Below are 13,333 nucleotides of genomic sequence, written 5' to 3'. Positions count from 1 at the left end.
TTTGAGGTACACTGTCTTTGTGGGGGAAATGAAAATGATATATTATGTAATAGCGTTATTCGTCATTGCTATCGATCAAATATCGAAGTGGTTAATTGTAAAGAACATGGAATTGGGTACGAGTATTCCGATTATCGACAATGTATTATACATAACATCACATCGAAATAGAGGCGCTGCTTGGGGTATTTTAGAAAATAAAATGTGGTTCTTCTACATTATTACAGTTGTTTTTGTAGTGTTTATTGTATTTTATATGAAAAAGTATGCGAAAACAGACAAGCTTCTAGGTATTTCGTTAAGCCTAATTTTGGGCGGGGCAATTGGTAACTTTATTGATCGTGTATTTAGACAAGAAGTAGTGGATTTCATTCACGTGTATATTTTCTCGTACAACTATCCAGTATTCAATATAGCTGATTCAGCATTATGTATTGGTGTTGTATTAATTATTATTCAAACATTATTAGAAGGCAAGAAAGCGAAGGAGTAATTGAATGAGTGAAGTAGTACAAGTAACAGTTGCAGCAGAGCAAAAAAACGAGCGAATTGATAAATTCGTTGCAGGGATAAATAACGAATGGTCACGTACGCAAGTGCAGCAATGGATTAAAGGTGACGTTGTGACAGTAAACGGAAAAGCGGTAAAAGGGAATTATAAAGTAAAAGAAGAAGATGAAATTACAGTAACAATTCCTGAACCAGAAGAGTTAGATATTCAACCAGAGGATTTAAATTTAGAAATTTATTATGAAGATGCAGATGTGCTTGTTGTAAATAAGCCACGTGGTATGGTTGTACATCCAGCACCAGGGCATACAAGTGGTACACTTGTAAACGGCCTTATGCACCATTGTACAGACTTATCAGGCATTAACGGTGTAATGCGCCCAGGTATCGTGCATCGTATTGATAAAGATACATCTGGACTATTAATGGTTGCTAAAAATGATATGGCACATGAATCGCTTGTAAATCAGCTTGTAGCAAAAACAGTAACGAGACGTTACAAAGCGATTGTACACGGTGTGATTCCGCATGATAAGGGAACGATTGATGCTCCGATTGCTCGTGATAAGAAAGAGCGTCAAAGTATGACAGTTGATGAAAATGGTAAGAACGCTGTTACGCACTTCCAAGTGTTAGAACGCTTTAAAGACTTTACGCTTGTAGAATGTCGCTTAGAAACGGGACGTACGCACCAAATTCGTGTTCATATGAAATATATTGGCTATCCACTTGCAGGAGATCCGAAGTATGGTCCGAAGAAAACGTTAGATATGAATGGACAAGCACTTCATGCGGGTATTTTAGGCTTTGATCATCCTCGTACTGGTGAATATATTCAGTTTGAGGCACCGATTCCAGAAGTGTTTGAAGACGTATTAAATATTTTACGAAAATAGTATTGACAAATCATAAGAAAACTGAGATACTGACAACAGTTAAATAATGATCCTTTAACACAGCCCCGTGAGGTTGAGAAGGTAACGGTTTGAAATACTTAGGGTATGTTGTACCCTTTTTTCAAAAGTCCTCTCGCACACGCTGAGAGGACTTTTTTTATACCATTACTCTCACGCAAGAAAAAAGCTTGGAGGTGTAGAGCATGCAAGAGAAAGCTGTCGTTTTAGATGACCAAATGATTCGCCGCGCTTTAACACGAATTAGTCATGAAATCGTGGAACGAAATAAAGGTGTCGATAATTGTGTTCTTGTCGGAATTAAAACTCGTGGAATTTTTATTGCACAACGTTTGGCAGAACGAATTGGTCAAATTGAAGGAAAAGAAATGGAAGTTGGAGAGTTAGACATTACGTTATATCGTGATGATTTAACACTACAATCGAAAAATAAAGAACCACTTGTAAAAGGTTCTGATATCCCTGTAGATATTACGAAGAAGAAAGTTATCCTTGTGGATGACGTATTATATACAGGAAGAACAGTTCGAGCAGCAATGGATGCTCTTATGGATTTAGGTAGACCATCTCAAATCCAATTGGCGGTTCTTGTTGATAGAGGTCATCGCGAATTACCAATTCGCGCTGATTATGTAGGGAAGAACATTCCAACATCAAGTGAAGAGCGTATCGAAGTTGATTTGCAAGAGACAGATCAACAAGATCGAGTAAGCATATACGATAAGTAAAGCCCTTTTAAATGTAGTCCTGTGAGGCTGCCAAAGGGTCTTGGCTTTCATATGTCAAATTTGGCATACGAAAGTGTAGGACTCTTTGTGCACAGGCACAAAGAGTTTTTTTATTGCAAAGATTTAAACTGAAGGAGGATGTAACAATGGAACAAAAGCCAGTGTTAGACGTTAATGAAGTACCGAAACCGGGAAAATGGTTATTTTTAAGTATACAACATTTGTTCGCGATGTTTGGATCAACAGTGCTTGTTCCGTTTTTAACAGGATTGAATCCATCAGTAGCATTAATATCAAGTGGATTAGGAACGTTAGCGTTCCTTCTTATAACGAAAGGTCAAGTACCTGCCTATCTAGGATCATCATTCGCCTTTATCGCACCGATTATAACAGCGAAAACGGCAGGTGGACCGGGAGCAGCAATGCTTGGTGGTTTGCTAGCAGGACTTGTGTACATCTTAATCTCACTCGGAATTAAGAAGTCAGGATCAGAGTGGATTATGAAATTACTTCCGCCAATCGTAGTTGGTCCAGTAGTAATGGTAATCGGTCTAGCTTTAGCACATACAGCAGTTAACATGGCGATGAACGGTGCGGATGGCAAATATAGCTTTACACACTTTTCAGTAGCGTTAGTAACGTTAGCAATTACAATTATCTGCTCGATATTCGGGAGAGGGTTTTTCAGTATCATACCAGTGTTACTAGGGATTGTCGGCGGATATATCTTCGCTTACTTCCAAGGGCTAGTAGACTTAAAGCCGGTAGCTGAGGCAAAATGGTTTGTTATACCAGATTTCACAGTACCATTTGTAACATATACGCCGGAGTTTTCGTGGAAGATTGTACTCCTGATGGTACCAGTTGCACTAGTAACAATTTCAGAGCATATCGGACATCAAATTGTACTTGGAAATGTTATTAAAAGAGATTTAATTGAAAAACCAGGTTTACACCGTTCAATCTTCGGTGATGGGGTAGCGACATTAATCGCGTCACTAATCGGTGGACCGCCGAATACGACGTATGGTGAAAACATCGGTGTGCTAGCAATTACGAGAGCATACAGTGTATACTTATTCATCGGTTCAGCAGTGTTTGCAATCATATTCGGGTTTATCGGTAAGATTTCTGCACTGATTCATTCGATCCCAACACCAGTTATGGGTGGTGTATCAATCCTACTATTCGGTGTAATCGCATCAAGCGGATTACGCATGATGGTAGATGATAAAACAGACCTAAGTGACAAACGAAACTTAATGATTGCATCAGTGATACTAGTGATTGGTATTGGCGGAGCGGTACTTCACGTAGGAGAATCGTTCCAAGTAGAAGGAATGGCACTAGCAGCAATTGTAGGTGTACTATTAAATCTACTACTACCAGAAACGAAACAAATAAAACAATCTAAGCAAATTGCTTCATAATAATAACCTTTTAATTCAGTCCTGTGAGACCGAAAAGGGTGGCTTCTTTCTTGCACCCTAGTCTCACATGACTAGGGTATTTTTATACAAAGGTTGTTATAAATATACGAAAGTGGTAACATAAAAATTAGAAAGATGAGGGATGACGATGAGCCATTTGTTAACGATGAGTGAATTATCGGAAGTAGAAATTTCAGAAATCCTAAAAGACGCAGAAGATTTTGCGAATGGAAAAGAAAGCAAAACGACAGAGCAAACTTTTGTTGCGAACTTGTTCTTTGAGAATAGTACGAGAACGAGATTTAGCTTTGAGGTTGCTGAGAAGAGATTAGGACTTGATGTTTTAAACTTTTCAGCTGATGCATCTAGCGTACAAAAAGGAGAAACTTTATACGATACGATAAGAACATTAGAATCAATCGGAACAAAAGCGGTAATCGTCCGCCATGAGCAAGATCGCTACTTCGATGAACTAAAAGATCAGGTGAATATCCCAATCTTAAATGCTGGAGATGGATGTGGAAACCACCCAACGCAGTGCCTACTCGATCTCCTTACAATTAAACAAGAGTTTGGAAGATTTGAAGGATTAAAGATTGCGATAGTAGGAGATGTTCGTCATAGCAGAGTAGCGCGTTCGAATGCAGAAGCATTAACGAAACTAGGTGCAACAATCTACTTTGCAAGTCCAGAAGAGTGGAAAGATGAAGACAACACATTTGGAACATACAAACCATTAGATGAACTTGTTCCAGAAGTGGATGTAATGATGTTACTTCGTGTACAACATGAGCGTCATGATCATTATGAAACAGACATTATGAAAGAGTATCATGAGAAACACGGATTAACAGTGGAAAGAGAAAAGCGTATGAAAGAAGGAAGCATTATTATGCATCCAGCTCCTGTAAACCGTGATGTTGAAATTGCAAGTGAACTTGTTGAGTGTGAGCGTTCACGCATATTTAAACAAATGGAAAATGGAGTTTACGTAAGAATGGCTGTACTAAAACGCGCCTTACCAAATGTATTAGGAGGAATGAAACATGAATTACTTGTTTAAAAATGGTCGTTATATGAATGAAGAAGGAAAAATCGTAGCAACGGATCTTCTCGTACAAGACGGTAAAATCGCTAAGGTAGCAGAAAATATTACGGCAGATAATGCTGAAGTAATCGATGTGAACGGAAAGTTAATCGCACCTGGATTAGTAGATGTACACGTACATCTTCGTGAACCAGGTGGTGAACATAAAGAAACAATTGAAACAGGTACACTAGCAGCGGCAAAAGGTGGATTCACTACAATTTGCGCAATGCCAAATACACGTCCGGTACCAGATTGCAGAGAACATATGGAAGACTTGCAAAAACGTATTGAAGAAAAAGCTCATGTTAACGTACTACCATACGGAGCAATTACAGTACGTCAAGCTGGTTCTGAAATGACAGATTTCGAAACATTAAAAGAACTTGGAGCATTTGCTTTCACAGATGACGGCGTAGGCGTACAAGATGCGAGCATGATGTTAGCGGCTATGAAACGTGCAGCAAAATTAGATATGGCAGTAGTTGCGCACTGTGAAGAGAATACGCTTATTAATAAAGGTTGTGTACATGAAGGGAAGTTTTCTGAGAAACACGGATTAAACGGTATCCCATCAGTATGTGAATCTGTACATATTGCAAGGGATATACTGCTTGCTGAAGCAGCAGATTGCCACTATCACGTATGTCATGTAAGTACGAAAGGTTCGGTACGTGTAATCCGTGATGCGAAACGCGCTGGAATTAAAGTAACAGCAGAAGTAACACCGCATCACCTAGTGTTATGTGAAGATGATATCCCATCAGCTGATCCTAACTTTAAAATGAACCCACCGCTTCGTGGAAAAGAAGACCATGCAGCATTAATTGAAGGTTTATTAGATGGAACGATCGATATGATTGCAACTGACCATGCACCGCATACAGCGGAAGAGAAAGCACAAGGAATTGAAAGAGCACCGTTTGGAATTACTGGTTTTGAAACAGCATTCCCACTTCTATACACAAACCTTGTGAAAAAAGGAATTATTACATTAGAACAATTAATTCAATTCTTAACAGAAAAGCCAGCTGATACATTCGGCTTAGAAGCAGGTCGCCTGAAAGAAGGTAGAACAGCTGATATTACAATCATTGATTTAGAACAAGAAGAAGAGATTGACCCAACAACATTCTTATCAAAAGGAAAAAATACACCATTCGCAGGTTGGAAATGCCAAGGATGGCCGGTAATGACAATCGTTGGTGGTAAGATCGCATGGCAAAAGGAGAGTGCATTAGTATGAAAAGACAACTTATCTTAGAAGATGGAACAGTATTAATTGGAACAGGTTTCGGAGGCGAAATCGAAAAGTCAGGTGAGGTTGTATTTACAACAGGAATGACTGGATATCAAGAAACATTATCTGATCCATCATATTGCGGTCAAATCGTAACATTCACGTACCCATTAATCGGAAACTACGGCATTAACCGTGACGATTTTGAATCCATTCACCCATCTGTAAATGGTTTAATCGTAAACGAAATTTGTGATCATCCATCAAACTTCCGTAATGAAATTTCGTTAAATGATTACTTGAACGAAAGAAATATCCCAGGATTAGCAGGGATTGATACGAGAAAATTAACGAGAAAAATTCGTCAATACGGTACATTACGCGGACGCCTTTGTAATATGGATGCAGATGTAGAGTACATTGTAAGTCAATTAAAAGCGACAGTATTTACAGATCATGTAAAACGCGTATCAACGAAAGATCCATACCCAAGCCCAGGTCGTGGTCACCGAGTTGTACTAGTAGACTTCGGTATGAAACATGGTATTTTACGAGAATTAAATAAGCGTGACTGTGATGTAATTGTAGTTCCTTACAACACAACAGCAGAAGAAATTTTACGCCTTAGCCCAGATGGAATTATGTTAAGTAATGGACCTGGAGATCCGAAAGATGTACCAGAAGCAATTGAAATGTTAAAAGACATTATCGGTAAAGTTCCTTTATTCGGAATTTGCCTAGGACATCAATTGTTCGCTCTAGCATCAGGTGCAAATACAAGTAAGTTGAAATTTGGTCACCGTGGTTTAAACCATCCAGTAAAAAATCTTGCAACTGGAAAAGTAGCAATTACATCTCAAAACCACGGATACGCAGTAGAAGAAGAATCAGTTGAAAATACAGATCTTGAAATTACACATGTTGCTTTAAACGATGGAACGGTAGAAGGTCTTCGTCATAAGAAGTTCCCAGCATTTACAGTACAATACCATCCAGAAGCTTCAGCGGGACCAGAAGATGCAAATGATTTATTCGAAGATTTCTTAACAATGATTGAAAACTTCAAGAAAGAAGGGGAAGAGTTATGCCAAAACGCCTAGACATTAACACAATTTTAGTAATCGGATCAGGACCAATTGTAATTGGGCAAGCAGCGGAGTTTGACTACTCTGGTACACAAGCTTGTCAATCTCTTAAAGAGGAAGGTTACAAAGTAATCCTTGTTAACTCTAACCCAGCAACAATTATGACGGATACTGCAACAGCAGATAAAGTATACATCGAGCCATTAACATTAGAATTCGTAAGCCGTATTATTCGTAAAGAACGTCCTGATGCAATCCTACCAACATTAGGTGGTCAAACAGGTTTAAACATGGCTGTTGAACTTGCAAAATCAGGCGTACTCGACGAGTGCGGAGTTGAAATTTTAGGAACAAAATTATCAGCAATCGAGCAAGCGGAAGATCGTGATTTATTCCGTACATTAATGCAAGATTTAAATGAACCAACACCACCAAGTGAAATTATTCATAACCTTGATGAAGCATATGGATTTGTAAACGAAATTGGTTATCCAGTAATCGTTCGACCAGCGTTCACATTAGGAGGAACGGGCGGCGGAATTTGCCATAACGAAGAAGAGCTAATTGAAATCGTAACAAGTGGTTTAAAACATAGTCCAGTAACACAATGTTTATTAGAGAAAAGTATTGCTGGCTGTAAGGAAATTGAATATGAAGTAATGCGTGATTCAAATGATAACGCGATTGTAGTATGTAACATGGAAAACATCGATCCAGTTGGTGTTCACACAGGTGATTCGATTGTAGTAGCACCGAGCCAAACGCTAAGCGACCGTGAATATCAAATGTTACGTAACACTTCATTACGAATTATTCGTGCACTAGGAATTGAAGGCGGATGTAACGTTCAGCTTGCGCTTGATCCATATAGCTTCCAATACTATGTAATTGAAGTAAATCCACGTGTAAGTCGTTCATCTGCACTAGCATCTAAAGCAACTGGATATCCAATTGCGAAATTAGCAGCAAAAATTGCAGTCGGCTTAACGTTAGATGAAATCGTAAACCCAGTAACACAAAAAACTTACGCTTGTTTCGAGCCAGCGTTAGACTATGTTGTTTCAAAAATTCCACGTTGGCCGTTTGATAAGTTTGAATCAGCGAACAGAACGCTTGGAACACAAATGAAAGCAACTGGTGAAGTTATGTCAATCGGACGTAACTTAGAAGAATCATTACTAAAAGCAGTTCGTTCTTTAGAGCTTGGCATTTATCACTTAGAATTAGAGCACTTAAAAGAACTTGATAAAGAAACGATGAAAAAACGTATCATTAAAGCGGATGATGAACGACTGTTTATTGTAGCAGAAGCAATTCGCCAAGGTGTAACGAAAGAAGAAATCAATGAATGGTGTGAAATGGACTTCTTCTTCTTACAAAAAGTTGAAAACATCGTAAATATGGAACGTGAAGTAAAAGCGAACGTAGGAAATATGGAAGTACTACAAACTGCAAAAGAAATGGGCTTCAGCGATCACTACATTGCAGCAGCTTGGAACAAAACGGAGCGCGAAATTTACGATATGCGTAAAGAAAATAATATGATGCCAGTATTCAAAATGGTAGATACTTGTGCGGCAGAGTTTGAATCTGCAACGCCATATTACTACAGCACATATGCGGACGAAAATGAATCGATTGTAACAGATCGTAAGAGTGTAGTAGTTCTAGGATCTGGTCCGATCCGCATTGGTCAAGGTGTTGAGTTTGACTACGCAACAGTTCACTCAGTATGGGCAATTAAAGAAGCTGGATATGAGGCAATCATTGTTAATAACAACCCAGAAACAGTTTCAACAGACTTCAGTATTTCTGACAAATTATACTTTGAACCATTAACGATTGAAGATGTAATGCACATTATCGATTTAGAAAAACCAGAAGGTGTTATCGTTCAGTTCGGTGGACAAACGGCAATTAACTTAGCTGCTAAATTAGAAGCTCACGGTGTGAAAATCTTAGGAACATCACTTGAAGATTTAGACCGCGCAGAAGATCGTGATAAGTTTGAAGCAGCGCTAACACAACTTGGTATCCCGCAACCAGTTGGTAAAACAGCAACGACTGTAGAGCAAGCAGTAGCAATCGCTGACAAAATTGGTTACCCAGTATTAGTAAGACCATCTTACGTACTAGGTGGACGCGCGATGGAAATCGTATATCGTCAAGAAGAACTGCTGCACTACATGAAAAATGCGGTTAAAGTTCACGCAGATCACCCAGTATTAATCGATCGTTACATGGTTGGTAAAGAAATTGAAGTAGATGCAATTTCAGATGGTGAGAATGTATTCATTCCGGGTATTATGGAACATATTGAACGCGCTGGAGTTCACTCTGGTGACTCAATCGGAGTATATCCACCGCAAAGCTTATCTGCAAAACTAAAAGAACAAATTATTGAACATACAATTGCACTTGGAAAAGGTTTAAACATTGTTGGATTACTAAACATTCAGTTTGTAGTATTCAAAGATGAAGTGTATGTAATCGAAGTAAATCCACGTGCGAGCCGTACAGTACCATTCTTAAGTAAAATTACAGGCGTACCGATGGCGAATGTTGCAACGAAAGTTATTTTAGGGCAAGACCTAGTAGAGCAAGGATACGGAACTGGTTATCACCCAGAAGAGAAAGAAGTATATGTAAAGGCTCCGGTATTCTCATTCGCAAAACTACGCTCAGTTGATACAACATTAGGACCTGAAATGAAATCAACAGGGGAAGTAATGGGTAAAGACTTAACGCTTGAAAAAGCATTATACAAAGGATTAGTTGCTTCTGGAATTAACATCCCAACGCACGGATCAGTAATCATTACTGTAGCGGATAAAGATAAAGAAGAGGCAATGGAAATTGCAAAACGTTTCCACGAAATCGGTTATAACTTATTAGCAACAGCTGGAACAGCACAGTCGTTAGCTGAGCAAAATATTCCAGTGCAAGTTGTAAACAAAATTGATTCTGAAGACTACAACTTACTAGATATTATCCGTCAAGGAAAAGCACAGTTTGTAATCAATACGCTAACGAAAGGCAAACAACCAGCGCGTGATGGTTTCCGCATTCGCCGTGAATCAGTAGAAAATGGTGTGGCTTGCTTAACATCACTTGATACAACGAGAGCAATCTTACGAGTACTAGAATCTATGACATTCTCAGCTCATTCAATGAAAGAAATTACGCAAACAAAGCGTCACGAGGTGGTACATGCATGATGCAAAAGCAAAATATGATTGTCGTTAACCAAAAAGAAATCGCAAAAAACATTTACGAATTAGTGCTTCAAGGAACGTTAGTACAGCAAATGAACGAACCAGGGCAGTTTGTACACATTAAGGTAGCAGAGGGCATTGCGCCCCTTCTGCGCCGCCCGATTAGTATTTGTAATGTAAATCAAGAGAAGAACGAATTTACAATGCTATATCGTGCAGAAGGACAAGGGACAAAAACATTAGCAACTAGAAAACAAGGTGAAATGGTAGACGTACTAGGACCGCTAGGACATGGTTTTCCTGTAGAAGAAGCAGAAGCTGGTCAAACAGCTTTACTAGTAGGCGGGGGAATTGGTGTACCACCACTTTATGAATTATCACAGCGCCTCGTTGCAAAAGGGGTACGCGTAATTCACATCCTAGGTTTTCAAACGAAAGATGTAGTTTTCTATGAAGAAAAATTTGCAGAACTTGGTGATACGTACGTTGCAACAGTAGACGGTACACACGGTACAAAAGGATTTGTCACAGATGTAATTGATAATTACGGAATTGACTTTGATATTCTTTATTCATGTGGTCCGTTAGCGATGCTTCGTGCATTAGAAGGACGTTACAAAGAGAAAAAAGCCTATATTTCATTAGAAGAACGTATGGGCTGTGGTATTGGAGCTTGTTTCGCATGTGTATGCCACTTACAAGAAGATCCAAGTGGACATTCTTACAAGAAGGTGTGTAGCGACGGACCAGTATTTCCAATCGGGGAGGTTGTACTATGAACAGATTGCAAGTTGAATTACCAGGATTATCGTTAAAAAATCCAATTATACCGGCATCTGGATGCTTTGGGTTTGGTCGTGAATATGCACAGTTTTACGATTTAAGTGTACTAGGATCAATCATGATTAAAGCGACGACAGAACAACCACGTTATGGAAATCCAACGCCTCGTGTTGCTGAAACACCAGGCGGCATGCTAAATGCAATCGGACTTCAAAACCCGGGATTAGACAAAGTAATGAATTCGGAATTACCATGGTTAGAACAATTTGACCTTCCAATTATTGCGAACGTTGCAGGCTCACAAGCTGAGGATTACGTAGCGGTTGCGAAGGAAATTTCTAAAGCGCCTAATGTCCATGCACTAGAATTAAACATTTCTTGTCCGAACGTAAAAACAGGTGGTATCGCCTTTGGTACAAATCCTGAAATTGCTGCTGATTTAACGAAGCGAGTAAAAGAGGTTTCTGAAGTACCTGTATACGTGAAGTTGTCACCGAACGTGGCAAACATTGTGGAAATTGCAAAAGCGATTGAAAATGCAGGTGCAGATGGTTTAACGATGATTAATACATTGCTTGGTATGCGTCTAGATTTAAAAACAGCTAAACCAATTTTAGCAAACCGTACAGGTGGATTATCAGGTCCTGCGATTAAGCCAGTAGCAATTCGTATGGTACATGAAGTAAGCCAAGCGGTAAACATTCCGATTATCGGAATGGGTGGTATTGAGACAGCGGAAGATGTAATTGAATTCTTCTACGCTGGCGCAAGCGCAGTTGCAGTAGGTACAGCGAACTTTATTGATCCGTTCGTATGTCCGACAATTATTGAAGAGTTACCAGCATTACTAGATGAATTAGGATTTGATCACATTTCGGAATGTCAAGGAAGGAGCTGGAAGCAAACATGTCACAGTCGTTAATCGTTGCATTAGATTTTCCAGGGAAACAAGATGTAGAACAATTCTTGCGCCACTTTGAAGGGGAAAAGTTATTTGTCAAAGTTGGTATGGAGTTATTTTACAAAGAAGGCCCTGCGATTATTACGTACTTAAAAGAAAAAGGACATAAGATTTTTCTAGATTTAAAACTTCATGATATTCCGAATACAGTAAAAAGCGCTATGCGTAGCCTAGCTAGTCTAGATGTTGATATGGTAAATGTTCATGCTGCTGGGGGAAGCAGTATGATGAAAGCTGCGATTGAGGGATTAGAGGAAGGTAAGCAAGAAGGAAAAGAGAGACCGATTTGTATTGCAGTTACACAACTAACAAGCACTTCGGAAGCTATGATGAAAAAAGAGATCGGCATTGAGAAAACGTTAGAAGAAGCGGTTGCTCATTATGCAAAACTAACGAAAGAAAGTGGACTTGATGGCGTTGTTTGTTCAACACTTGAAGTTCCAAAATTACGTGAAGTATGCGGAAATGAATTTGTAACAGTAACACCGGGGATTCGTCTTGCAAGCGATGATGTAAATGACCAGGTGCGCGTAGCAACACCGAAACGTGCGAGGGAACTTGGCTCAAGCTACATCGTAGTTGGACGTAGTATTACAAAAGCAGAAAATCCGCTTGAAGCGTATAAAACAGTAAAACAACAGTGGGAAGGTGTAACAGTATGAAAAAAGAAATCGCATCGCATTTATTAGAAATTGGAGCAGTATTTTTACAACCGAACGATCCATTCACATGGTCTTCAGGTATGAAATCACCAATTTATTGTGATAACCGTTTAACTTTATCTTATCCAAAAGTACGTCAAGCGATTGCAGCTGGATTAGAAGAGTTAATTAAAGAGCACTTCCCAACTGTAGAAGTTATTGCAGGAACAGCAACTGCTGGTATTGCGCACGCTGCATGGGTAAGCGATCGTATGGATTTACCAATGTGCTACGTACGTAGTAAAGCAAAAGGTCACGGTAAAGGGAACCAAATCGAAGGAAAAGCTGAAAAAGGTCAAAAAGTAGTAGTAGTAGAGGACCTAATTTCAACTGGCGGTAGTGCAATTACATGTGTAGAAGCACTTCGCGAAGCTGGCTGTGAAGTATTAGGGATCGTATCAATCTTCACATACGAGCTAGAAGCAGGAAAAGAAAAGTTAGAAGCAGCGAACGTAGCATCATATTCTTTAAGTGATTACAGTGCATTAACTGAAGTTGCAGCAGAAAAAGGTATGATTGGACAAGCTGAAACGAAGAAATTACAAGAGTGGCGTAAAAATCCAGCTAACGAAGCTTGGATCACAGCGTAACACGAAAAAAGACGACCGCGGGGGAACGCGGTCGTCTTTTATATCATTGTTAAAACTTCAAGTAAAGTTCCATCAATATCAAAGAAAAT

Annotated in this window: 12 protein-coding genes; all 12 read left to right on the top strand. The window is 39.2% G+C overall.

Annotated elements, in window-relative coordinates; translation table 11 throughout:
- Positions 1–34 precede the first annotated feature (34 nt).
- Positions 35–493, top strand: a complete 459-nt coding sequence (gene lspA, locus MKY21_RS19605; protein ID WP_000642184.1) for a lipoprotein signal peptidase LspA — start codon at positions 35–37, stop codon at positions 491–493.
- 4 nt (positions 494–497) lie between these two features.
- Positions 498–1,406: an RluA family pseudouridine synthase gene (locus MKY21_RS19600; protein WP_341077210.1), complete on the top strand. Its 909-nt coding sequence runs from the start codon at positions 498–500 to the stop codon at positions 1,404–1,406.
- 203 nt (positions 1,407–1,609) lie between these two features.
- Complete coding sequence (pyrR, locus tag MKY21_RS19595; protein WP_001156491.1) at positions 1,610–2,152, top strand: bifunctional pyrimidine operon transcriptional regulator/uracil phosphoribosyltransferase; 543 nt, start codon at positions 1,610–1,612, stop codon at positions 2,150–2,152.
- A 146-nt stretch (positions 2,153–2,298) separates the two neighbouring features.
- Entirely contained in the window at positions 2,299–3,582 is a 1,284-nt protein-coding gene (gene uraA, locus MKY21_RS19590; RefSeq protein WP_000435931.1) for a uracil permease, read from the top strand.
- Between the two features lie 148 nt (positions 3,583–3,730).
- Positions 3,731–4,645, top strand: coding sequence for an aspartate carbamoyltransferase (gene pyrB / locus MKY21_RS19585; protein ID WP_000018845.1), 915 nt, complete (start codon positions 3,731–3,733; stop codon positions 4,643–4,645).
- Positions 4,629–5,915, top strand: a complete 1,287-nt coding sequence (pyrC, locus tag MKY21_RS19580) for a dihydroorotase (protein ID WP_001108366.1) — start codon at positions 4,629–4,631, stop codon at positions 5,913–5,915. The genes pyrB and pyrC overlap by 17 nt, the downstream gene beginning before the upstream one ends.
- The gene (locus tag MKY21_RS19575; protein ID WP_000828685.1) at positions 5,912–7,009 is read left to right on the top strand and encodes a carbamoyl phosphate synthase small subunit; all 1,098 of its coding nucleotides are present in this window, start codon (positions 5,912–5,914) and stop codon (positions 7,007–7,009) included. The genes pyrC and MKY21_RS19575 overlap by 4 nt, the downstream gene beginning before the upstream one ends.
- On the top strand, positions 6,994–10,212 hold the full coding sequence (gene carB, locus MKY21_RS19570) for a carbamoyl-phosphate synthase large subunit (protein ID WP_001126104.1): 3,219 nt from the start codon (positions 6,994–6,996) through the stop codon (positions 10,210–10,212). Before MKY21_RS19575 ends, carB begins: the two co-directional genes overlap by 16 nt.
- Positions 10,209–10,988 carry a dihydroorotate oxidase B electron transfer subunit gene (gene pyrK / locus MKY21_RS19565; protein ID WP_000983368.1) on the top strand — a complete coding sequence of 260 codons (780 nt, stop codon included), beginning with the start codon at positions 10,209–10,211 and terminating at the stop codon, positions 10,986–10,988. The genes carB and pyrK overlap by 4 nt, the downstream gene beginning before the upstream one ends.
- Positions 10,985–11,914 carry a dihydroorotate oxidase B catalytic subunit gene (gene pyrD, locus MKY21_RS19560; protein WP_001081049.1) on the top strand — a complete coding sequence of 310 codons (930 nt, stop codon included), beginning with the start codon at positions 10,985–10,987 and terminating at the stop codon, positions 11,912–11,914. The genes pyrK and pyrD overlap by 4 nt, the downstream gene beginning before the upstream one ends.
- A complete protein-coding gene (gene pyrF, locus MKY21_RS19555; protein WP_000083505.1) occupies positions 11,899–12,615 on the top strand; it encodes an orotidine-5'-phosphate decarboxylase in 717 nt (238 codons plus the stop codon). Before pyrD ends, pyrF begins: the two co-directional genes overlap by 16 nt.
- A complete protein-coding gene (pyrE, locus tag MKY21_RS19550; protein ID WP_000711449.1) occupies positions 12,612–13,244 on the top strand; it encodes an orotate phosphoribosyltransferase in 633 nt (210 codons plus the stop codon). Before pyrF ends, pyrE begins: the two co-directional genes overlap by 4 nt.
- Positions 13,245–13,333 lie beyond the last annotated feature (89 nt).

Source organism: Bacillus sp. FSL R9-9497, from assembly GCF_038005805.1.
In the GTDB taxonomy this organism is placed as follows: Bacteria; Bacillota; Bacilli; order Bacillales; family Bacillaceae_G; genus Bacillus_A; species Bacillus_A cereus.
The sequence above is the reverse complement of the archived record's forward strand: the minus strand, read 5'-3'. Positions and strand labels throughout refer to the sequence as shown.

What these genes read in the sequence shown, in the direction of transcription:
- pyrF (WP_000083505.1), top strand. Translation starts at nt 11,899, where the DNA reads ATGTCACAGTCGTTAATCGTTGCATTAGATTTTCCAGGGAAACAAGAT.
- carB (WP_001126104.1), top strand. Translation starts at nt 6,994, where the DNA reads ATGCCAAAACGCCTAGACATTAACACAATTTTAGTAATCGGATCAGGA.
- pyrD (WP_001081049.1), top strand. Translation starts at nt 10,985, where the DNA reads ATGAACAGATTGCAAGTTGAATTACCAGGATTATCGTTAAAAAATCCA.
- MKY21_RS19575 (WP_000828685.1), top strand. Translation starts at nt 5,912, where the DNA reads ATGAAAAGACAACTTATCTTAGAAGATGGAACAGTATTAATTGGAACA.
- pyrR (WP_001156491.1), top strand. Translation starts at nt 1,610, where the DNA reads ATGCAAGAGAAAGCTGTCGTTTTAGATGACCAAATGATTCGCCGCGCT.
- pyrK (WP_000983368.1), top strand. Translation starts at nt 10,209, where the DNA reads ATGATGCAAAAGCAAAATATGATTGTCGTTAACCAAAAAGAAATCGCA.
- uraA (WP_000435931.1), top strand. Translation starts at nt 2,299, where the DNA reads ATGGAACAAAAGCCAGTGTTAGACGTTAATGAAGTACCGAAACCGGGA.
- pyrC (WP_001108366.1), top strand. Translation starts at nt 4,629, where the DNA reads ATGAATTACTTGTTTAAAAATGGTCGTTATATGAATGAAGAAGGAAAA.
- pyrE (WP_000711449.1), top strand. Translation starts at nt 12,612, where the DNA reads ATGAAAAAAGAAATCGCATCGCATTTATTAGAAATTGGAGCAGTATTT.
- pyrB (WP_000018845.1), top strand. Translation starts at nt 3,731, where the DNA reads ATGAGCCATTTGTTAACGATGAGTGAATTATCGGAAGTAGAAATTTCA.
- lspA (WP_000642184.1), top strand. Translation starts at nt 35, where the DNA reads ATGATATATTATGTAATAGCGTTATTCGTCATTGCTATCGATCAAATA.
- MKY21_RS19600 (WP_341077210.1), top strand. Translation starts at nt 498, where the DNA reads ATGAGTGAAGTAGTACAAGTAACAGTTGCAGCAGAGCAAAAAAACGAG.